Below are 21,274 nucleotides of genomic sequence, written 5' to 3' on the forward strand. Positions count from 1 at the left end.
GCTGAACCGCGGGGCAAGTGCGTGTGGCTGACGGTGACGGGGAAGAAGGTCGCCGTACGCCGACCGGCGAAGGACGAGTTCTCAGCCCGGCCGAACAGCCCGGTGAACCATTACGTCCACCGAGGGGACCGACTTCGCAGCTGCGTCATGACGTTCAACCGCGGGGGCCCGCAGTACCGCGCCTGCGGGCGGTACGGGAGGGACTGGTACGTCGTCCGGGGCGGTCAGATCCCCACGACGTGCGTACGCGTGAACTGACCCTGCCGGCGCGGGAGGTGTGTGCCTCGCATCCGACGGCTACTCGGGCTTCCACTGGGTGGCAGTGGCCACGTAGGTGCGAAGCTGGTCGTTGTCGGCGGTCCCCGCGTTGACCTTGGTGATCCAAAGGTGAGTGACGGCGCCCTCTCCGGACACGACGCAGAGACCGGTGCCTGCCTTGAGAAGCGAGTCGTCCCTGATCCGGCTGAGCGGGATGGGGTTGGGGAGCGAGCCCTCGAGGGCTGAGTCGCGGCAGGCGGTGGGCGTGGGGCGCCGCTCGCTGGTGGTGCCGTAGGAGCCTTCGTCGTCGGCGAGCCGGATCCCGTTCGTCTTGATGGGGTCAGGGCAGTCCGTATAGGTGAGCCAGCCGCCGGAGGACGGTATGTAGCCGGCTCCGGTCTCCACGCTCAGGTCGTTGATGTCGAGGATCGTCGCGTCGGAGGGCCTGCACATCGTCCCCGACCCGATGTCCTCGGCGGTGGGGATGTACTTCGGCGCCCGCAGCACGAGGTTCTTGTCCCGTGCGCTGATCTGCCAGCCGGCTTCCGACTTCGGGGCGTCCGTGATCGTGGGCGAGGCGCCGGGGGAGGCGGCCGTGCCGGCAGCGGGGTCGGCTCCTTGGGAAAGGTCCTGGGCGTCGCCGGAAACGGTGGTCTCCCTCGAGTCGTCCGTCATCACCTGGTAAGCGGCGACGGAACCCCCACCCACCGCCAGCGCCGCAACGACGGCGATCACGGTGATCAGTGCCTTGGGACGGGATTTGGCGGGACGGTCCGGCGCTTCGGCTCCAGCGGCCGGTGCCGACTGCGGAGGGTACGAGGGAGCGGTGGGAGCCGCGGCCACGAACGCATCCCCCGGGGAGTGTGCCGGCCGTGTCGGCGCGGCGGCTGCGAAGGCGGCCTGAGGAGGCAGCCCCGGCTGGGTGGGGACCGGTGGTGTCGGCGAGGAACTCGTTGCGGTCGGCGCGGGAGAGGAATGCAGGCGAAGTGTCTCCTCCTGCCGGCTGATCTGCTCCTGCACGGCCGGTGGCAGCCACCAGCCCTCATGCCGGATCAACCCGCCTGTACCGGCCAGGGTGTTGCACGCCTCGATGATCTGCCCAGGGGTGGGCCGGACGCCCGGATCCTTGGCCAGGCAGCCGGCGACGACGCCACGCAGTTCTTCCGGACAAGCATGGAGATCAGGTTCGTTGGAGACGATCCGGTACAGCAGCGCGTGCGAGGCACCCTCGCCGAAGGGATGCCGACCGGTCGCCGCGAAGTATGCGACCAGACCGAGCGCGAAGACGTCCAGAGCAGGCGTGACGTCACCGCCCATGGCCTGCTCCGGCGCCATGTACGCAGGCGTACCGAGCCGTACGTCCGTACCAGTCAACGCAGTCGTGTCGGCGGCGCGGGCGATGCCGAAATCGATGACACGTGGCCCGTCGGAGGCCAACAAAACATTGGAGGGCTTGAGATCCCGATGAATGACGCCGGCCGCGTGGATCGTCTGAAGTGCCTCCGCGATACCGGCGGTCAACTGCAACACCGTACGCAGCGGCAGCGTCCCGTGCTGGTACACGGCGGACGCGAGAGAGGGACCGGGAACGTATCCGATCGCGAGCCACGGCTCGGGACCGTCGGTGAAGCTGTCGAGGACGGGTGCGGTGTACGGCCCCTGCACCCGCCGTGCTGCTGTGACCTCCTGGGCGAAACGCTTGCGGAACTCCGGATCCTGCGCGTACTCCCGCCGGACGACCTTGAGTGCGACCGGCTGTCCGCCCCGGGTGTGCGACAGGTAGACCATGCCCATGCCGCCCTCGCCCAGCCGTGCCCTGAGACGGTAACCGGCTATCTCTTGGGCGTCGTCGGGCGACAGTGCGTCCATGGGGGAGTCCTTCCGGATCTTGTGGGGGCTACGTCATGTTACGGAAGGGGTGGGAGCGGTCGGTGGTGCGGTCGGAGCATGACCGCCGCACCTGCCTCCGGACCGCGGCAGGACGTGACGGTGCAGAAGATCCAGCCGGTGAACCCGTGATCCCGAATATTCGACGGATCTGCACACTGTTCACGGCGAGGCCGTGACAAATCAGGGCATGAACTGAGCACCACTCACTTACCCCACCCTGCATTGCACTCTGATATCGCGCAGTGGTGGAACATGTGAAGGCGACGAGCCTTTCCGTGACTAAATGGTCACACACATGAATTCGGTCACCGGAATCCGTCGCACCCCCATAACCACTGACTGGCCGACCCTTCTCCCGACGTGCTTTGATCGGTCGCGCTCGAGCACTTCGAATTATTGAACGAAGGGAACCGCCTTCCATGGCCTTCACCCCGCAGATCCAGACCGCCCACATGTCCGACGCCGAGCTGGACACCATCGCCGGCGGCCAGGCGGGCGGCACCGCGGGTGCCGGCGCCGCGGCCGGTCTCTACGTCGAGACCACGGCCGCTGGCGTCACCGCCGGTGTTGGCGGCGGCCTGGGCCTCGCCGTTTCGCCCCAGGGCGTCGGCGCGGACCTGCACCTCAACGCCGCGGTCGCTTCCTGACTCCAGGCGCGCGAAAGGCCCCGGATCTCCGTATCCGGGGCCTTTTCACGTCAGGGGCGCGGCTTTACTTGCCGCCGTCAGCGTTCCCCTTGCCGCCCTTCCCGCCCCGCTTGTCCTCGGTCTTCATGGCATCGTTGATCTGCTTGGCGAGCTCGTCATCAAGCTTCTTGAACTCACGGACAACGGCATCGGACATACTCGCCAGCGCATCGAGCTGCTGCGTGATGTCCTCGCGCCCGTCCTCCCAATTGGACTCGAAATCACCGAGCGCGTCATTGACGCTGCCGTCGCCGATGTCGTCCTTGTAGGACTCGAAGAGCTTCTTGGTGTGATTCAGACGGGTCTTGATGGAACGCAGCCGGCGCCCGTAGCCCTCCAGCTCGCTCAGCGGGAGTGCGAGGTCGCTCTTGCCGTTGCCCATGTGGCAGCCCCCAACGTCCAACGCCCTGATCTCATCTGAACCGTACCCCGAGCTGATCTTTCCGTCGAACGGTTGTGCTCCGGGGATCGCGAACACGCGCCGCCGCCTTGTAAGTTCACGTGTGCATACGGGTGTTGGCGTTGAAGTGCGGGTGACGGGGGTTGCGGTATGGCGGGGCACAGGCTTGCGAACTGGCATGTCCTGGACTTGGACAAGGATCCGACACCTGGTGATCCGCAGCGGGTGCGCACGCTTGCGAAGCAGTTGTGAGGCAAGGCAATGGAAATCATCCTGGACCCTCCGAGTGATGGGGCCCTTCGATCATGATCCCACGGTGCAGATTCAGGCCATGGGGGACGACTTCGACGCCGTCGTCATCCTCAGGGACCAGAAAACGGTCAATGCCGTCGATGTCTCGGCTCCCGAGGAGGAGGACTCAGACCTGCGTGTCATGTGGCGCGGATTCGACGTCTTCCGGACTCCTGCTCGTCAGTTGCTCCAGGCATTCTCCGAGGCGGGATACCGAATCGACGACTCCAACCCCGAGGAACCCGTCGTGCTCGATCTGACGATCGCCTTCAACCGCTGGACATCCCAGGAGGTCCCCGTGGACCCCGAAGACGGTCTGCCGCTGTATTTCACGGCGGCCCTGGTCTCGAACGAGAACCCGTCCGTCTGACCGCATGGTGGCCACTCGCCGTATCTCCTGGACGTTCATGTCCGGATGGCCTCGAAGGTGCCGTCCGGGAGGGGCGTCCTCACCTGGAGCATGCCCCTCGCTCGGAGTGCACCGACGCGTTCTGCCACACGCCCTGCTCGTTCCTCGCCAGGGAGACCGAGTAGAGGACGTAGGGGTCCGTGCCTGCCGGGTTCCCCTCGACCTCGCTGGTCTTGCGGTTCCTGGTCTTCGCCGCGCTTTCGTCCGTGCAGTAACTGAGCGATGCTCCTCTGCCGTTCCCGGCCAGGTTGACCTTGGGGTTGAAGGCGGGCAGCTTGCCGATGACGGTGACGTTCTTGTCCGTGTAGGACTTGATCCACTCCTTGGTCAGCCCGCGAACCCCTTCTGTGTCGTAGAAGGCGACGGCCTCGCTGTCGGGGTCGTTCTCGATGATCGCCGCGTACCCGGCCCGGACTTCCTCCTTGCCGTCGTTGAGCACCGCCTGCTCGACGGGATCGCTGCTTGTCCAGTTCTCGAAGGTCAACCGGAAGCTGTTCGGGATGGTGATCTCAGGGCGCTCGGGGCTGGGCGGTGACGATGCCGATGCCGACGGGATCGGCCCTGAATCCCTGCCCTTGATGCCGTCCGACGACTTTTCGTCACCACCTCCACCGCAGGCGGTGAGCAGCAGTGCCGCCGTTGCGGTCAGCATGGCGGCGGTGGTGCTCGCAGCGCGGCGTGCCACGGTTTGTCTCCCCCGATGTTCGGTGTATGCGGCAGGGAACGAAGCTATCAGGGGCCGGTCATGGGCCTTTGAGAGACAGTGGGGGATCATATGGGGAAGGTGAGGAGTGCGGCGTGGCGGCTGCAAACGGTCTCCGAGTCGCCGAGGACCAGCCTCTCAGCGGTTGATCGACTGGATCTCCTGGACGTTCATGTCCTGAGTGGTCTCGAAGGTGCCGTCGGGGAGGTCGCCGCCGGTGCCGTCGGAGCCTTCCCAGGTGATCTGCCAAGTGACGCTGGCGGAGAGTTCGTACGGGGTGCCGTTGGTGGCGCGGAGGTAGCGGATGCCGCAGGGCGGGGTCTTCTCGGCGTCGCCCTTTGTGTACGGGGTGCCGATCGAACCGTCCTCGTTGATCTCGCAGTCGCCGGAAGCGGGGAAGACCTCGGCGTCCTCGGTGCCCGGGTCCAGGTGGAGAGCGATCGGCTTGGCCGTCGTCTCGGCCCACAGGCCCGTGTTCGGGAGCTCGGCGCGGACCTTGACCTCCTTGAAGGTGCCCTTGTCCAGCCAGACCCAGGTGGGGAGGTTCACGGTGGACTTGGCCTGCGGCTTGAGTTCGACCTGGGTGCCGGGAACCTCGATCTTGTTGTACGCGTAGTCCGCAAGCGTCTCGGACGTGGGGGCGTTCGGGACCTTGGGGATCTCTGCGGCGTCCTGCCAGAACATGATGCGGCCGCAGTCCCAGGAGTCGGGGTCGGTCTTGTCCGGAGCGACGCTGCGCCAGAAGTAGCCGTCCTTGCCGATGTTGTAATCCTTGTAACCCGGTGCGGTCGACAGGGTGTCGTCCCAGTTCTCGGAGTCCTGCTTGTCCCGGTAGTGATCGGTCCAGAGTTCCACGCCCCACCATGACTCGTGGACGCTGACGTCGCCCTGGCCGATGGTCTCCGAGAATTTCTTCAACTGCTCGGGCGTGAAGACGGGCTCGTACCAGCAGGCCGGCGGCTTCCAGTTGACGTCCGCGGAGGAGAGGGAACCGTGCTTGCCGCCGGTGGCACCGCCGACTTGGGTGACCCTGATTCGGGATGTGCCGGCGGAGGCGTAGATGTCCTTGCCGTTGTTTCCGCCGGAAGTGACGGGCGGCGTAGTTGTTTTGCCAGGGGTGTAGTTGGCGTATGCGTTGCCGCCGGTGCAGGACACAATGGTGACGGCAGCGATCGAAGCCCAGCACCAAGCGGGAGCTGGCGTCCTCATGCTCGGCACTCCTTCGCCTTGCCGATGACCTCGATGACCTGGACCTTCCACACCTGGGAAGAGCCGGACGAGGGGACCATGAGTAGCCGATGGTTCAGGTAGCTGTCGAGATTCTCCTCACTGCGGAGAATCTTGCCGGTTTTGATGTCCTTGCTGTAGGCCTTGCCTTGGTTCTCGCAGAACGTAACGAGGACGCGTTTACCGCCGGTCAGAGTGGTCGTCTCGGCGTCGTAATACTGGTCCGTCCCGGTGGGTGTCCAGCCGCCCTTCACCCAAGTCTGGATTTGCGACTTGACGTACTGCTCGGCTTGGCCGTCCGAGTAGAACTGGTAGGCCGGGTCGTCCGGGTCCTGCGCGGCGATGCCGTGGTACATCGCCTTGACGTAGTTCTCCGCGTCGGCAAGCGCCGCCGCATGCTTCGCGTCCGACGGCTCGTCGAAGTCGAAGACGAGCTTGAGGTCCTTCGGCACGCTGACGTCCGGGCGGTCGGCTCCCGCCGAGCCGGATGCGGATGCCGACGGGCTCCTCGTGCCCGAGTCAGCCCCCTTGATGTCGTCCGGCGACTTGTCGTCTGCGCCTCCGCCGCATGCGGTGAGCAGAAGCGCCGCCGTTGCGGCGAACGCGGCGGCTGTGGTGGTCAGGGCGCGGCGGGCCACGGTTTCTCCCCCGAGGTTCGGCGTGTGCGACAGAGAACGAAGCTATCAGGGGCTGTTCATGCCTCCATGGATGGCCATGGCGGATTGTGTGTGGTGCGTGAGGAGTGTGCGTGGCAGTTGCGAAGGGATGCTTCCGGCTGCCCGGCCGTAGGCGCGAACGCAGACAACTTCAAGGGCAAATCGGGCGTCAACGACCTTCGCCTCCTACGCCCTTCGACGACCTCAATAAGAGTCCATAAGATCTCTGTAGGCTCAGCACACCTCTCGGCCCACAGTTCGCCTCACCGCACTCCACACACGACCCCAGGACACCCGCCATGCCGCGACGCCGCACCTCAAGCTCGTCAAGCTCGACGGGAAGTACGTCGGGAACGACGGGAACGACGGCTCCGAGGAATCGGACGCCGCAGCCGGTGAGGATCCGGCGGCGGTCGTTCGGGGACTTCGTCAAGGCGTTCTTCGCGTTCGTCGCCCTGGCCGTTCTGCTCGTCGGTGTGCCCGGCGCGCTGGCCACGCAGATCGGGTGGCCGTTGCCGAACGGGGTGCCGAGCCTCGACTGGCTTCAGCAAGAGATCACCGTCGACACGTTTCTGAACATCCTCACCGTCGTGGTGTGGCTCGCGTGGGCCCAGTTCACCGCCTGCGTGCTGGTGGAGATGAAGGCCGCGCTGTCCGGTGTCGGTGTGCCGGGGCGGGTGCCGGGTGCCGGGCCCAGTCAGTTGCTCGCCCGGCAGCTCGTCGCCGCGCTGCTGCTCGTCGGCGCCACCGCGGCCAGCTTCGCGCCCGGGCTGTCGCAGCTCGGGCAGAGCGGCTACGACGCCAACCAGAAGCCCGCCTCCGCCGCGGCCCAGCAGACCCCGGGTCTCTTCGCCCAGCAGCAGGAGCAGGCCGCCGACACCGCGGCCGCCCTCGCCGAACAGGCCTCGCACGCCGCCTCGCACGCCGACGCCGGTGGCAGCACCGCCAAGCAGGGCGACACGAAGTACTACCGGATCCAGCCGCCCGAGGGGCGCCACCACGACTCCCTGTGGGAGATAGCGGAACGGCACCTCGGTGACGGGCGTCGCTACAAGGAGATCTTCGAGCTCAACAAGGACCGCGTCCAGCCGGACGGGTCCAAGCTCTCCGAGGCCAGTCTCATCCGGCCCGGATGGATCATGGAGATGCCGGGCGACGCGCGCGGCGGCGAGCTCGTCGAGATGCCCGACGAGGCTCCCAACGTGTCGCCGGACGTACAGCAGCAGATCGCCGACTACGCCCGGACAGGGGACCACGCCCAAGGCGGAGGCAGTGGTGCCCAGGGCGGCGGGCACGAGCACGCCGGTGGTGGTCCTTCCACCTCCCAGGTCTCCCTGCCCGAGCAGCGGCCCGCTCCCGACACCGGCCACCAGCAGGCCACCGGCGTCGGCGCCGAGTCCGACAGCGCCTTCGGTCTTCCCGAAGCCCTCCTCGCCGCACCCCTCCTCGCCGCCGGTCTCCTCGGTGCCCTGGGGCGGCGGCGTCGGCAGGCGTTGTGGCAGTCGGCGTTCGGGGCCGTCGGCGGGCGGCGCGGTATGGAGCCGCCCACGCCGAGCGGGGACGCGCAGGACGTCCAGGACGCCCTGCTCGTCGGCGCCGACCCCGAGGGCGTGCGGCTGCTCGACCGGAGCCTGCGCGGCCTCGCCGCCTCCCTCGCCGAGGAGTCGCGGGCCCTGCCGGTCGTGTACGCCGCCTGGCTCAGCAACGGCGACCTGCACCTCCAGCTCGCCCAGCCCGCCGGGAAGCCGCCCGCCCCCTGGCAGCAGGGACAGGACCAGACCTTCTGGATGCTGGCCCGCACGGACGCCGAGCGCTACGAGGACGTCGACACGGCCGCGCCCTACCCGGGGCTCGTCAGCCTCGGCACCATGGACGACTCGCGGCTGCTGCTCAACCTCGAGGCTGTCCCCGGCATCGTGTCGCTGAGCGGCCGGGAGGCCGACCGGGCCGCCGTCTTCGCTTCCGTCGCCGCCGAGTTGGCGACCAACGGGTGGTCCGACCGCATGACCATCACGCTCGTCGGCTTCGGGCAGGACCTCACGCCTCTCGCCCCGAACCGGATCCGGCACCTCGAGGACGTCGAGGCGCTCGTCGAGACCATGGAGGCCGAGACGCGGCAGCGGCGGGGCGCCCTGGGCGCAGCCGGACACGACTCCGTCCTCACCGGGCGCACCGGGCCCGCCCAGCACACCCGCTGGGCCCCGCACCTCGTCCTGCTCGCCGCCCAGCCGTCCGCCGAGGACGCCGTCAAGCTCGCCGAACTCGCCGCCGACGCCGGCCGTCTCGGCATCGGCTACCTCGTCGGCACCGAGACCGGCGACCTGCCGGGCGCCGCCTGGGAGATGGAGATCACCGGCCAGGGCAAGCTGCTCGCACCCCTCCTCGGACTCGAACTCGACGCCCAGCTGCTGCCCGCCGCCCAGCAGCGGGCCGTGGTCGAACTGTTCGTGGACGCCGACCCCGAGAACCGGCCCGAGGGCGGCCCGGCCAACAGGCCGCCGTTCCTCGTCGACATCAGCGAGCAGGGGCGTCCGGCCGTCTACGCCCGGCTCGTCGGGCCGTACGAGATCATCGGCCTCGACACCCCGGACGGGGACCGCAGCGCCCTCCTCCACGAGGCGCTCGCCCTGCTGCTCCTGCACCGCGAGGGTGTGCACCCGCGCGTGCTGTCCTCGGCACTGTGGCCGCGCGGCGTCACCGACGACGTACGCAACGCGCTGCTGGACCGGCTGCGCGACTGGCTCGGCGCCGACCCCGACGGCACGCCCCGCCTCGGCACCGACGGCAGCGGCCGGCTCACGCTCGCCAAGTCCGTCGTCTCCGACCTGGACGTCCTGCGGTCGCTCTACCACGAGGCCACGCAGGGCAAGGGCGTCGACAGCCGGGCCGTGCGCGGGCGGCTGCTCACCGACGCGCTCGTGCTGGTGCGCGGTCCGCTGCTAGCCGACCGGCCCGAGGGCCGCTACCGGTGGCTCACCCACGAGATCGTCGACGCCCAGTTGCCGCTGCTCGTCGCGGACACCGGGCTCGCGCTGTGCGAGTTCCACATGGAGAAGAACCGCGCCGAGAAGGCCATCGAGGCCCTCAACGCGGCCCTGCGCACCGCCCCGGCCGACGAGCGCCTGTGGCACGAGCTGCTGCGCGCCACCCACGCCACCGGCGACACGTCCCGGCTGACCGCGCTCGCCACCGATCTCATCGGCCGCAGCGGGGCCCGAGGCCTGCCGCCGCGCACCGAGGCACTGCTCGACGAGCTGCTGCCGACGTGGCGCGACGCGATCGCCGCGGTGGGATGAACACCGGGACGCTGGTCATCGCCGCCGCGCTGTGGGGCGCGGCGGCGGGTGTGTTTCTGCCGCGTGCGGCCTACCGGTTCTCGGCCCCCTCGGGGGAACCCTGGCGGGAGCGGTGCCCCGGCGGGCACGCCCTCAAGGGCTGGCTGGGACGGGCCTCCTGCCCGGAGTGCGCGCAGGGCCCAGAGGGCGCGGCGGGTGCGGAGGGAGCGGAGCGCGAAGAGGCCGGATACGGGCCCCGTACGGCACCACTGGTGATCGCCACCGCCCTCGTCTGCGCCGCCCTCGCCGCCGCCACCGGCACCCGGCCCGAGCTCGGCGTCTGGCTGCTGCTCGCCCCCGTCGGGGTGCTGCTGACGGCCGTCGACTTCCGGGTGCGGAGGCTGCCCGACCCGCTCACGCTCCCGTTCGCCGCGGCCGCGCTCGTCCTGCTCGGCCTCACCGCGCTCGTGCCCGAGCACGCGGGGGAGTGGACGACCGCCCTGCTCGGCTCGCTCGCGCTGGGCGGCGGCTACTTCGTGCTGTTCCTCATCAACCCCGCGGGGATGGGCTTCGGCGACGTCAAGCTCGCCCTGGGCGCGGGGGCGGTACTCGGCTGGTACGGCTGGCCGACGGTGATGCTCGGCACGTTCGCCGGGTTCCTGCTCGGGGCGCTGTACGGCGGTGCCCTCGTCGTCGCGCGGCGGGCCGGGCGCAAGACGGCCATCCCCTTCGGGCCGTTCCTGATCTCCGGCGCCTTCCTGGGGCTCCTGCTCGGGGCCTACGCGGCCTGACGTCCAGCGGCCCGAACGGCTGGCGTACGCTGGGCTGGTCCGTCCACAACCCTTACGAAAGGGACGCCCGGTGACCGAGAAGGCCGACCTTCAGCCCATCCTCGACCGTGCTGCCGCCGGTGGGCGGATCACCCCCGACGAGGCGCTCCTGCTGTACCGGGACGCCCCGCTGCACGCGCTGGGCGCCGCCGCCGACGCCGTACGCCGCCGCAGGTACGCCGGCACCGAGCACATCGCGACGTACATCATCGAGCGCAACATCAACTACACGAACGTCTGCGTCACGGCGTGCCGCTTCTGCGCCTTCTACGCCGCTCCCAAGGACACCGCCAAGGGCTGGACCCGCGACCTGGACGACATCCTGCGCCGGTGCGCCGAGACGGTCGAGCTGGGCGGCACCCAGATCATGTTCCAGGGCGGACACCACCCGGACTACGGCGTCGAGTACTACGAGAAGCACTTCTCCGCCATCAAGCAGGCCTTCCCGCAGCTGGTCATCCACAGCCTGGGGGCGTCCGAGGTCGAGCACATGGCCCGCATCTCCAAGGTCGGCGTCGAGGAGGCGATCCAGCGCATCCACGCCGCCGGGCTCGACTCCTTCGCCGGTGCCGGTGCCGAGCTGCTGCCCGAGCGGCCCCGCAAGGCCATCGCCCCGCTGAAGGAGTCCGGCGAGCGCTGGCTGGAGATCATGGAGATCGCGCACGGGCTGGGCGTGGAGTCCACGTCGACCATGCTCATGGGCACCGGCGAGACCAACGCCGAGCGCATCGAGCACCTGCGGATGATCCGGGACGTCCAGGACCGCACGGGCGGCTTCCGCGCCTTCATCCCCTATACCTACCAGCCCGAGAACAACCACCTGAAGGGCCGGACGCAGGCGACCCTCTTCGAGTACCTGCGGATGATCGCGGTCGCCCGGCTGTTCATGGACAACATCGCCCACATCCAGGGCTCGTGGCTGACCACGGGCAAGGAGGTCGGGCAGCTCTCCCTGCACTACGGCGCCGACGACCTCGGCTCGATCATGCTGGAGGAGAACGTCGTCTCCTCCGCGGGCGCCAAGCACCGGTCCAACCGGATGGAGATCATCGACCTGATCCGGAAGGCCGGGCGGGTGCCCGCGCAGCGGGCGACCACGTACGAGCACCTCGTCGTGCACGACGACCCGGCGAACGACCCCGTCGACGACCGCGTGGTCTCGCACATCTCCTCCACGGCCATCGAGGGCGGCACGGCTCACCCCGAGCTGAAGCTGCTCGCCTCCAACTGAGCCGGCGCGGAGAGGCAGTTGGAAACCATTCACACGGCTGACGCCGTCCGCGTCACCTGGGACTCCGAGCCCGTCAAGGGCGGTGCCGTGGCCGTCGGACGGGACCGGATCGGTGCCGTCGGAAAGCTCGACGACGTCCGAGAGGCGTTCCCTCGGGCCCGGGTCCGCAGGTGGCCCGGGACACTCGGTCCCGCCCGGGTCCACGAGGGCCCGCTCCCGGACGCCCCGAGCCCGCGCGAACGCGTCCACGAGGTGCTGAAGCTCGGCGCGGTCGCGGTCCTGGAGGAGTACGTCGACTCGCCGGAACTCCGGTCCGCGGCCGACCGCAACGACGTCGTCGTCCTGCCGAGTGCGCGCCGCACCGCGATCGTCCCGACCGGCCGCGCCGACCTCGCCGTCTTCGACGAGGCGGGGGAGTGCGTCGCGACGGTGTGCGCGGGGCGGCTGGTGCACAGGCGGCGCTGACAGCGTCTTTCTGAAGGGCCCTCCGAAGCCGGTCTTCCGAAGCCGGTCTTCCGAAGCGAGCCTTCTGAAGTGCCCTTTTGATCCGTCAGCCCGCGAACGCCTCCCCGAACGCCCCCGGACTCTGCCTGACCCCACTGCAATCGGTCGCCGGCTGGTCCGACGTGGAGCCGTTCGCGCACTGCCGGTCCCGCGCGGCCGACCACATCGACACCCACCCGATGCCCTTCTCCTCGGCGAAGGCCCGGACCTCGGCCGCGTCGGCGAGCGTGAAGGTCTCGCCGTCGACGTCGTTGACGCCGATCATCGAGGTGAGCGCCATGCCCTTCCAGGCGGCCGCGTCCGATGTGCCGAAGACCTTCTTGAGCTGGGTGTGCGCGGCCTTGGCGGCCATGAGCGCGTAGCCGCCCATGTCACCGTCGTACGACGTGCCGTAGTTCATCGTCATCAGGTTGACCGTGGCGACCTGGACGTCGTTGTCGTTGGCGGAGCCGAGCAGCGCCAGGCTGTCCTTGCCGAGGCCGGAGGGCATGACCGGGAGCGTGAAGGAGACCTCCAGATCCGTACGCTCCTTCTGGAGCAGCGCGATCGCCTTCGAACGCAGGGCGACGGAGCCGGAGTCGGCCAGTTCGTCGCCCTCGACGTCGAAGTCGGCCCGGGTGGCACCGGCCGCGTCGAGGGCCTTGCCGTACGCCGCCGCCAGTTCCGTCGCGTTGTCGCAGGCCGCCGCGAGCTCCTTGCCGGAGGCGCCGCCGAAGGAGACCCGGACCTGGCCGCCGTTCTTCACCAGCCGGGCGATACGGGACTTCACCGCAGGGTCGCCGATGGCTTGGGTGCCGTCCCAGCGCGGGGTGCAGTCGTCGCCGTCGGCCAGCACGAAGGCGAGGTTGTACGTCGTCGGGGAGCCGGCGGACTCGGTGCCGGCGGCCTCCGTGGCGCTCACGTACGGGGCGTACGCGGTGCCGGCCCCGGCCGGGGGCGAGGAGGACGCAGGGGGCGAGGTGCCGGGCGCGGCCGGCAGTGAGGGCGCCGGGCGGGCCGCCTCGCCCTGTTCGGAGCACGCCGTGGTGACCAGGGCGACCAGGCAGCCCAGTGCGACCGCCGCCGGCTTCCGGTAACTCCTCATGACACGTGCTCCCGTTCTCGTGAGACCTCAGGGGTACACACCGAGTACGTTTCCCGGCCGCGAACGTCTCCCAAGGCGGCGGGGAACGCCGTGTCACGGCGGAAGCCGCGGCTTCTCCCGGGCGGGCGTACTGCAACAATGGGCCCGTGACCCGCGCATCCCTGGACAAGCAGCCGCACGAAGTCGCCTCGATGTTCGACGACGTGGCGGATCGGTACGACCTGACCAACGACGTGCTGTCCCTCGGCCAGGACCGGCGATGGCGCAAGGAGGTCGCCAAGGCGGTCGACGCGCGCCCCGCGCAGAAGGTCCTCGACCTGGCGGCGGGCACGGGCACGTCCTCGCTGCCCTTCGCCCGGACCGGCGCGTACGTCGTCCCGTGCGACTTCTCCCAGGGCATGCTCCGGGTCGGCAAGCAGCGGCAGCCCTGGCTGCCCTACACCGCCGGTGACGCGACGCGGCTCCCCTTCAAGGACGACACCTTCGACGCCGTCACCATCTCCTTCGGGCTGCGCAACGTGCAGGACACGGACGCCGCCCTGCGGGAGCTGTACCGGGTGACCCGGCCCGGCGGACGGGTCGTGATCTGCGAGTTCTCGCACCCCACCTGGGCGCCGTTCCGCACGGTCTACACCGAGTACCTGATGCGCGCCCTGCCGCCGGTGGCGCGGGCCGTGTCCTCCAACCCCGACGCCTACGTCTACCTCGCCGAGTCCATCCGGGCCTGGCCCGACCAGCCCGCGCTGGCCGGGCGGCTGGGCGAGGCCGGCTGGTCGCGGGTGGCCTGGCGCAACCTGAGCGGCGGGATCGTCGCCCTGCACCGGGGCTTCAAGAAGAGCTGACCGCACAGCGCTATGGGGAGCTGAGGACCATGTACGGGTCGCCGGGCTCGTCCAGCTCCCGCTGGAGACCACCCCTGGGCGGTTTCGGGATCCGCGGCTCGTGCACGCCCCCGCCGCCCTCGCCGGGGCCGAAGTCGAACCACACGTAGACCATCGACTCCCGCGGCACCTCGGCACCGGGCCGCGGATACTGGCGTACGACGTAGTCGACGACGGCGAGATGGAAGTCGGGCCGGTCCGGTGCGTTGAGGAGCAGGCCCTGTGTCCGGGCCGTCTCCCGCGCGTCCACGGCCATCAGGCCCACCAGACGCGGTACACGCACTTCGGGTGTTTTGCGGGATATGCGCACAGATGTCACCCCCAGCGGTACAGGCAGGGTAACTCCCGCTCCACAGTGGCCGGAAGCGACAGATGTCTTTCTGTGACAGTCGACTACGCAGCGTCAGCGGACGGTGGCCGGAGGTCGAGCCGGTAGCAGTGTCCCGACCGCTCCGAGGCCGGTGTCGTGAACGTCTCGGCGAGGCGCATGCCCAGCCGCCGCGCGACCGCGATGGACCGGATGTTGCGGGCGTCGACCATCGCCACCACGCCCGGGACGCCGGCCGCCCGCGTCCGCTCCAGCGTCTGCCGGGCGGCCGCGGTGACATAGCCCTTGCCCCAGTGCTCCCGGCCCAGCCGCCAGCCGATCTCGATCTGGCCCGCCGGCCCCCAGCCCCGCTCCCAGGGCTGGGCGCCCGTGAAGCCGATGACGTGCCCGGACTCGTCGAGCATGCTCCACAGGCAGAAACCGAGCTCGGCGTCGTGCCGGCGCTGGCGCGCGGTGAGCTCCTCGTAGACCGACAGCTCGGCGGCCCTGCCGCCGTGGAACTCCATGACGTCCGGGTCGTCGAAGAGCCGGTGCCAGACGAACGCGTCCTCGTGGGTGGGGACGCGCAGCCGCACGGCGGGGAGAGCTCGGTTCATGGAGGCAGCCCTTCAGCAGGTGACGATCGCCGCTGCATAGACTGCCCATGTCCTGTGCCGGTCGGCACGCAGATTTCGAACTTGGGGAGATCCCGCCGTGACCGTCGTGACCGAGCCGCTCTCCGAGAACACCGCCGATGTGATCGTCGTGGGCGCGGGGCCGGCCGGCTCCACGACCGCCTACCACCTCGCCAAGGCGGGACTCGACGTCCTTCTGCTGGAGAAGACCGAGTTCCCGCGCGAGAAGGTCTGCGGCGACGGCCTCACCCCACGCGCCGTCAAACAGCTGGTGGCCATGGGCATCGACATCTCGGAAGAGGCCGGCTGGCTGCGCAACAAGGGCCTGAGGATCATCGGCGGCGGGGTGCGGCTCCAGCTCGACTGGCCGGATCTCGCCTCCTTCCCCGACTACGGCCTCGTCCGAAAGCGTGACGACTTCGACGAGCAGCTCGCCCGGCAGGCCCAGAAGGCGGGCGCCCGGCTGTTCGAGCGCTGCAACGTCGGCGCGCCGATCCTGGACGAGCGCACGGGCCGTATCACCGGCGTGCACGCCAAGCTGGGGGAGGAGAAGCGCGAGGTCACCTTCCGCGCCCCGCTGGTCGTGGCCGCCGACGGCAACTCCACCCGCCTGTCCCTCGCGATGGGCCTGCACCGCCGCGAGGACCGCCCGATGGGCGTGGCCGTGCGGACGTACTTCACGAGCCCGCGCCACGAGGACGACTACCTGGAGTCCTGGCTGGAGCTGTGGGACCGCCGCGGCGCGCAGGACCGTCTCCTGCCCGGCTACGGCTGGATCTTCGGCATGGGCGACGGCACCTCGAACGTCGGCCTGGGCGTGCTGAACACCTCCGACTCCTTCAAGGAACTGGACTGGCGCGAGGTCCTGAAGGCCTGGTGCGCGTCCATGCCGGAGGACTGGGGCTACACCCCCGACAACATGACCGGACCCATCCGCGGCGCCGCCCTCCCCATGGCCTTCAACCGCCAGCCCCACTACACCAAGGGGCTGTTGCTGGTGGGCGACGCCGGCGGCCTGGTGAACCCCTTCAACGGCGAGGGCATCGCCTACGCCATGGAGTCCGGCCAGATCGCCGCCGACGTCATCGTCCAGGCCCACGCCCGCTCGACCCCCGCGGGGCGTGAACTGGCCCTCCAGCGCTACCCGCGCGTCCTGAAGGACACCTACGGCGGCTACTACACGCTCGGCCGGGCCTTCGTGAAGCTCATCGGCAACCCGAAGGTCATGCAGATCGCGGCCCAGCGCGGCCTCACGCACCCGCTGCTGATGAAGTTCACGCTGAAGCTCCTCGCGAACCTCACCGACCCGACCGGGGGCGACGCGATGGACCGCATCATCAACGGTCTGAGCAAGGTGGCGCCGAAGGCCTGACCAGGCACGCGGGCCTTCGGCACCGAAGGCCCGGTCAGCCGCTCAGAGCCGCGACGTTGGCGGCCCGGCGCGCGAACACCGCCTCGCGCCGGTCCGCCATCTGCCGCAACGCGTCCTTCCGCTCCCGCCGGGAGAGCCGGTCGAGGTACACCTGCCCGTTCACATGGTCGGTCTCGTGCGCCAGGCAGCGGGCGAAGTAGCCCGTGCCCTCGATGACGAGCGGTCCGCCGTCCCGGTCGTACCCGTGCACCACGGCCCGGTCCGGACGAGGTACGTCCATCGCGGCGCCCGGCACCGACAGGCATCCCTCGCCGTCGTCGAGCAGCCGCCGGCCCGCCGGGTCGAGCGGTTCCAGCACCGGATTGACGATGTGCCCCACGTGCCGCACCCCGTCGTCGTCCGGGCAGTCGTAGACGAACAGCCGCAGATCGACCCCGACCTGGTTCGCCGCGAGTCCGGCCCCGTCCGCGATGTACATGGTCAGGAACATGTCGTCGATCAACGCGGCGAGGTCCGGACCGAACTCGGTGACGTCCCGGCACGGCTTGTGCAGAACCTCCTCACCGACCTCGGTGATCCGCCGTACCCTCCCGTTCCTGGCCTCGGGCGCGAGCCGCGGGTAGGAGTCGACGGGCCGTCCCTGCACGAAAACGCTGGGCATCTGCTGTCTCCCTGTGATGGTGAGCATGCTGTGAGTGGCGGGAACCGGGCTTCCGGCACCGGACGCCCCTCCCTACCCTCCGGGAATCATGACAACAGAACACGCGCAGCAGTCCCAGGAGCAGTCCGGCCACACCCGCAGACGCTTCCTCACGGCCACCGGGGGAGCCGCCGGGGCCATCGCCTTAGGGCCCGGCATCGCCGGTGCCGCACCCGCCTCCGGCGGCAGACGCGTGGCCGTCCTCGGCGGTGGCGTCTCCGGCCTCAGCGCCGCTCAGGAACTCGCCGAGCGCGGCTACGCCGTCACCGTCTACGAGTACTACGACGCCCTCGGCGGCAAGGCCCGCTCGATGGACGTCCCGGGCACGGGTACCGGCGGCCGCCGGCCGCTCCCCGGCGAGCACGGCTTCCGCTTCTTCCCCGGCTTCTACCGGAACCTGCCGGACACCATGCGCCGCATCCCCTTCGCCGGCAACGCCGACGGCGTCCGCGGCAATCTCCGCTCCGGCACCGAGGCGCTGTTCGCCCGCGGCTCGGGCCGGCCGGACCTGCACTTCCCGCTCCGCCGCGCCACCACCCCGCCGCGCCCCGGCGACCTCACCCCGTCCTGGATCCGCGACCAGATCCTGTCCGTTCTCGACCTCGGCACCCGCCTGCCCGCCCACGAGGCCGCCTACTTCGCCAACCGGCTCCTCGTCCACCTCACCAGCTGCGAGGCCCGCCGCGAGGGCCAGTGGGAGCAGGTCGCCTGGTGGGACTTCATCCGTGCCGAGGAGATGAGCCAGGAGTACCGCACGCTCCTGGGCATCGGCCAGACCCGCAACCTCGTCGCCACGCGCGCGGAGGTGGCGTCCACCAGGACCGTCGGCCGCGTCATCATCGAGGCCCTGCTGCTGTGGGGCCTGCTCGGCCGCGGCATGGACGGCCCCGACGCCGACGTCGACCGCGTCCTGAACGCCCCGACGAGCGACGCCTGGATCGACCCCTGGGAGACCCACCTGCGCTCACTCGGCGTGGAGTTCGTCCTCGGCACGCAGGTCCACGAGGTCCTCCACGACGGCGGCCGGGTGACCGGCGTCCGCGTCTCCGACCGCGACGGCGGCGGGGAGCGCACGGTCACCGCCGACCACTACGTCAGCGCGCTGCCCGTCGAACACGCCCGCCTCACCTGGGGCCGGGCCCTGCGCGCCGCCGACCCGCAGCTCGCCCGGTGCGACGCGCTGCAGACGGACTGGATGACCGGCGTGATGTTCTACCTGCGCACCCCGACCCCGGTCGTGCACGGCCACGTCAACTGCCTCGACTCGCCCTGGTCGGTGACGGCCGTCGGCCAGGCCCAGTTCTGGGACGTACGGGACTTCTCGCGCGACTACGGCGACGGCCGGGCCCGCGACTGTCTCTCCGCGATCATCTCGGAGTGGGACAAGCCCGGCATCCTGTACGGCAAGACGGCCAAGGAGTGCACGAGGGAAGAGGTCGTCGCCGAGCTCTGGGCGCAGCTGAAGGACGGGCTGAACGACGCCGGCAGGACGACCCTGCGGGACGAGGACCGGCTGGGCTGGTTCATGGACCCGGCGGTGACGGGCCTGGGCGGCCCCGACCCGCAGAACCGCGAGCAGCTCCTCGTCCACCCCACGGGCACGCTCGGCAACCGCCCGACCGCCCGCACGAAGGTGCCGAACTTCTTCCTCGCGGGCGACTATGTCCGTACCGACGTCGACCTCGCCTCCATGGAGGGCGCCAACGAGTCCGCGCGGCACGCCGTCAACGCCCTGCTGGAGGCGGACAATTCGGACGCCGAGCGCTGCCAAGTCTGGGAGCTGTACCGGCCGCCGGAGCTGGAGCCCCTGAAGCGCGTGGACGAACTGCGGTACCGGCTGGGACTGCCGAACACCTTCGACCTCGGTTAGGCGCCCTGAGAGGCCCTGGAGGGCCTTGAGGGCCCACGAGGGGTGTTCCGGACAGTCCGGGAGGGCCGTTGCCTCGTTCGGCAACGGCCCTCTGACCCGTTATGCGTGAATTCGGTGCGGGCGCGGCCTCAGAGGACGCGCACCGCGCCATCCGCCGGGTAACCCGACAGGTCCTGGATGACGACGCCCTTGGACGGGTTGGCCGCGTCCAGGTACTGGCCGTCTCCGATGTAGACACCCACGTGGTACGCGGAGCCCTTGCCACCCCAGTAGAGGATGTCGCCGACCTGGAGGTTGGAAAGCGAGACGTCCGTGCCGGCCATCGACTGGTCCTGCGAGACGCGCGGCAGGTCCACACCAACCTGCTTGTACGCGGCCTGCACGAGGGAGGAGCAGTCCCAGGCGTTGGGACCGGTGGCGCCCATGACGTAGGCGTCGCCCACCTGGGCCTTCAGGAAGGCGATGACGGTCGCGACGCTGCCGCTGGAGGGCGCCGACACCGACGTGGAGGCGGACGCCGACGCGGACGCGGAGGCGGTGGACAGCGTGGCGCGCTCGGCGCTGCGCGCGGCGCGCTCGGCGGCGGCCTTGCGGGCGGCCTCGGCGGCCTTCTTCTTGGCCTCCGCCTTCTTCTTCGCCTCGGCGAGGTCCTTCTTGGCCTCGGCGGCGGCCTTGGCGGCGGCGGCGTCACGCTCGGCGCGCAGTTCGTAGTTCGCGGCCGCCTGCTGGGTGGCGGCAGCGGACTGGGCGACCTGGGCGGACATGTCGGCCGTCAGGGTGGGCAGTTCGATGGTCTGGGTGACCGGCTCGGCGGCGCTCGCCGAGGCCGACGCACCCGCCGCTGCCATGCTGAGAACGCCACCGGCAACTCCGGCACGCAGGGCGATCGAAGAGGTCGCGCTGCGGCGGGGCTTCCGGTGGCTGCGTATGTGAGCGGTGTGGGACATGGGAACAACCGGTACCAGGGGCTCCTTCATATCTTCAAGAAACGTGTGCTGCGCCACAGTTGTTCAATCGGGCCCCCAAAAACCCCGCTCGAGGCCCTTTATTGACGCCGTAACGGACATTGCGGGCTCCCCGTGACCAGCCTGTGATCACGGTCTTTGATCAATACGCCCGAATTGCCCCGCACCTACCATCGGTTGGGTTGATTGGCCAAGCCCCGTTCTCATGGGCCTCTCATCTGTGTGACGGAGGTCACGGAACGGTTGCCGAGGCGGGCGCGTCCGGCGCCGCAGATCACGACCGGATCACGGCCTCGCGAAGATCGTGAACGAATGCACGCGTCCACACCCCGCTTCACGCGCCCTCTGCTGTGTGAACGCGCCTCTATCAAGAGATCGACTTCATCGCCAATTTGCATGCAAGGGAACCTTCTTGATATTGAGACGCCCCCTCCGGCCTGCGCTGACGAGGCAAAATGTCACCTCTGGTGATCACTCGGACGCTTCGAGTGTGAAGATCACCGCTCATCCGACTTCATGATCGATCGTCAGGTGGTGGAGATCACAAAGCTTGTGCAATACCCCGTGTCGCAGATCACAGAGGGTCGGGCATAAGATGCACGCGGTTGGGCTTGTGACCTGCTTCACATGTTCCCGATCTTCGCCGGGGCGGGCGGGGTTCGAGGGACAGGTGGGGCGGAAGTGAGCCCGACGCAAACCGCCAGCAGTCAGTGCCGACTGAGAGGAGCGAGGAGCGGTGAACGCTTATGCGCCCATCCTCGTACTGGGAGCCCTCGGGGCAGGCTTTGCGATCTTCTCCGTGGTCATGGCCACGTTGATCGGGCCGAAGCGGTACAACCGCGCCAAGCTCGAGGCCTACGAGTGCGGTATCGAGCCGACCCCCACGCCGGCCGGCGGCGGGCGCTTCCCGATCAAGTACTACCTGACGGCGATGCTCTTCATCATTTTCGATATCGAGATCGTCTTCCTCTACCCCTGGGCCGTCACCTTCGACGCCCTGGGGATCTTCGGGCTCGTGGAGATGCTGCTCTTCGTGCTCACCGTCTTCGTCGCGTACGCGTACGTATGGCGGCGCGGCGGCCTGGAATGGGACTGAGGGG

The 21,274-nt window shown here is 69.5% G+C and carries 20 protein-coding genes; 10 read left to right on the top strand and 10 right to left on the bottom strand.

The annotated features are described in order from the left end of the window. Positions 1 to 297 precede the first annotated feature (297 nt). Positions 298 to 2,127 (bottom strand): serine/threonine-protein kinase, encoded by a 1,830-nt coding sequence (locus tag CP976_RS43855; protein ID WP_229876223.1) that lies wholly within the window; start codon positions 2,125 to 2,127, stop codon positions 298 to 300. 440 nt (positions 2,128 to 2,567) lie between these two features. On the opposite strand from CP976_RS43855, the gene CP976_RS25380 reads away from it, so the two are divergent. Further along, entirely contained in the window at positions 2,568 to 2,795 is a 228-nt protein-coding gene (locus tag CP976_RS25380) for a hypothetical protein (protein ID WP_150482439.1), read from the top strand. A 64-nt stretch (positions 2,796 to 2,859) separates the two neighbouring features. Here CP976_RS25380 and CP976_RS25385 read toward each other — a convergent pair whose 3' ends face one another. Next, entirely contained in the window at positions 2,860 to 3,216 is a 357-nt protein-coding gene (locus CP976_RS25385; protein ID WP_150485500.1) for a hypothetical protein, read from the bottom strand. Between the two features lie 334 nt (positions 3,217 to 3,550). Here CP976_RS25385 and CP976_RS25390 point away from each other — a divergent pair, with 334 nt between their 5' ends. Beyond that, complete coding sequence (locus CP976_RS25390; protein ID WP_150482440.1) at positions 3,551 to 3,895, top strand: hypothetical protein; 345 nt, start codon at positions 3,551 to 3,553, stop codon at positions 3,893 to 3,895. 79 nt (positions 3,896 to 3,974) lie between these two features. On the opposite strand, the gene CP976_RS25395 is transcribed toward CP976_RS25390, so the two are convergent. The 3 genes from CP976_RS25395 to CP976_RS25405 form a co-directional block, all read right to left on the bottom strand. Next, entirely contained in the window at positions 3,975 to 4,619 is a 645-nt protein-coding gene (locus CP976_RS25395) for a hypothetical protein (RefSeq protein ID WP_150482441.1), read from the bottom strand. Between the two features lie 156 nt (positions 4,620 to 4,775). Then, entirely contained in the window at positions 4,776 to 5,846 is a 1,071-nt protein-coding gene (locus tag CP976_RS25400; protein ID WP_150482442.1) for a hypothetical protein, read from the bottom strand. Then, on the bottom strand, positions 5,843 to 6,502 hold the full coding sequence (locus tag CP976_RS25405; protein ID WP_167537416.1) for a hypothetical protein: 660 nt from the start codon (positions 6,500 to 6,502) through the stop codon (positions 5,843 to 5,845). The genes CP976_RS25400 and CP976_RS25405 overlap by 4 nt, the downstream gene beginning before the upstream one ends. A gap of 317 nt (positions 6,503 to 6,819) precedes the next feature. Here CP976_RS25405 and CP976_RS25410 point away from each other — a divergent pair, with 317 nt between their 5' ends. From CP976_RS25410 to CP976_RS25425, 4 genes are all read left to right on the top strand, one after another. Further along, positions 6,820 to 9,816: a BTAD domain-containing putative transcriptional regulator gene (locus CP976_RS25410; RefSeq protein ID WP_150482443.1), complete on the top strand. Its 2,997-nt coding sequence runs from the start codon at positions 6,820 to 6,822 to the stop codon at positions 9,814 to 9,816. After that, complete coding sequence (locus CP976_RS25415; RefSeq protein ID WP_150482444.1) at positions 9,813 to 10,586, top strand: prepilin peptidase; 774 nt, start codon at positions 9,813 to 9,815, stop codon at positions 10,584 to 10,586. The genes CP976_RS25410 and CP976_RS25415 overlap by 4 nt, the downstream gene beginning before the upstream one ends. A 70-nt stretch (positions 10,587 to 10,656) precedes the next feature. Further along, complete coding sequence (mqnC, locus tag CP976_RS25420) at positions 10,657 to 11,856, top strand: cyclic dehypoxanthinyl futalosine synthase (protein ID WP_150482445.1); 1,200 nt, start codon at positions 10,657 to 10,659, stop codon at positions 11,854 to 11,856. Positions 11,857 to 11,874: 18 nt separating this feature from the next. Then, positions 11,875 to 12,321, top strand: a complete 447-nt coding sequence (locus tag CP976_RS25425; RefSeq protein WP_086841657.1) for a hypothetical protein — start codon at positions 11,875 to 11,877, stop codon at positions 12,319 to 12,321. A gap of 85 nt (positions 12,322 to 12,406) precedes the next feature. Here CP976_RS25425 and CP976_RS25430 read toward each other — a convergent pair whose 3' ends face one another. Further along, a complete protein-coding gene (locus tag CP976_RS25430) occupies positions 12,407 to 13,444 on the bottom strand; it encodes a chitinase (protein WP_150482446.1) in 1,038 nt (345 codons plus the stop codon). Between the two features lie 146 nt (positions 13,445 to 13,590). Here CP976_RS25430 and CP976_RS25435 point away from each other — a divergent pair, with 146 nt between their 5' ends. Further along, complete coding sequence (locus CP976_RS25435; RefSeq protein ID WP_150482447.1) at positions 13,591 to 14,286, top strand: demethylmenaquinone methyltransferase; 696 nt, start codon at positions 13,591 to 13,593, stop codon at positions 14,284 to 14,286. A gap of 10 nt (positions 14,287 to 14,296) precedes the next feature. On the opposite strand, the gene CP976_RS25440 is transcribed toward CP976_RS25435, so the two are convergent. Together CP976_RS25440 and CP976_RS25445 are read right to left on the bottom strand one after the other, a co-directional pair. Next, entirely contained in the window at positions 14,297 to 14,608 is a 312-nt protein-coding gene (locus CP976_RS25440) for a PASTA domain-containing protein (RefSeq protein ID WP_150482448.1), read from the bottom strand. Positions 14,609 to 14,718: 110 nt separating this feature from the next. Further along, the gene (locus CP976_RS25445; protein WP_150482449.1) at positions 14,719 to 15,249 is read right to left on the bottom strand and encodes a GNAT family N-acetyltransferase; all 531 of its coding nucleotides are present in this window, start codon (positions 15,247 to 15,249) and stop codon (positions 14,719 to 14,721) included. A 97-nt stretch (positions 15,250 to 15,346) separates the two neighbouring features. Here CP976_RS25445 and CP976_RS25450 point away from each other — a divergent pair, with 97 nt between their 5' ends. Further along, positions 15,347 to 16,639 carry a geranylgeranyl reductase family protein gene (locus CP976_RS25450; RefSeq protein ID WP_086841667.1) on the top strand — a complete coding sequence of 431 codons (1,293 nt, stop codon included), beginning with the start codon at positions 15,347 to 15,349 and terminating at the stop codon, positions 16,637 to 16,639. A gap of 34 nt (positions 16,640 to 16,673) precedes the next feature. Here the strand turns inward: CP976_RS25450 and def are convergent, their stop codons facing one another. Further along, a complete protein-coding gene (def, locus tag CP976_RS25455; RefSeq protein WP_150482450.1) occupies positions 16,674 to 17,300 on the bottom strand; it encodes a peptide deformylase in 627 nt (208 codons plus the stop codon). 88 nt (positions 17,301 to 17,388) lie between these two features. Here def and CP976_RS25460 point away from each other — a divergent pair, with 88 nt between their 5' ends. After that, entirely contained in the window at positions 17,389 to 19,209 is a 1,821-nt protein-coding gene (locus tag CP976_RS25460; protein ID WP_150482451.1) for a hydroxysqualene dehydroxylase, read from the top strand. Between the two features lie 128 nt (positions 19,210 to 19,337). Here CP976_RS25460 and CP976_RS25465 read toward each other — a convergent pair whose 3' ends face one another. Next, positions 19,338 to 20,186: a C40 family peptidase gene (locus CP976_RS25465; protein ID WP_150482452.1), complete on the bottom strand. Its 849-nt coding sequence runs from the start codon at positions 20,184 to 20,186 to the stop codon at positions 19,338 to 19,340. A gap of 724 nt (positions 20,187 to 20,910) precedes the next feature. Between CP976_RS25465 and CP976_RS25470 the strand changes: the two genes are divergently transcribed. Then, entirely contained in the window at positions 20,911 to 21,270 is a 360-nt protein-coding gene (locus CP976_RS25470; protein ID WP_003974383.1) for an NADH-quinone oxidoreductase subunit A, read from the top strand. The last annotated feature ends 4 nt before the right edge of the window (positions 21,271 to 21,274 follow it).

The organism is Streptomyces coeruleorubidus, from assembly GCF_008705135.1.
GTDB classification, from domain to species: Bacteria; Actinomycetota; Actinomycetes; order Streptomycetales; family Streptomycetaceae; genus Streptomyces; species Streptomyces coeruleofuscus.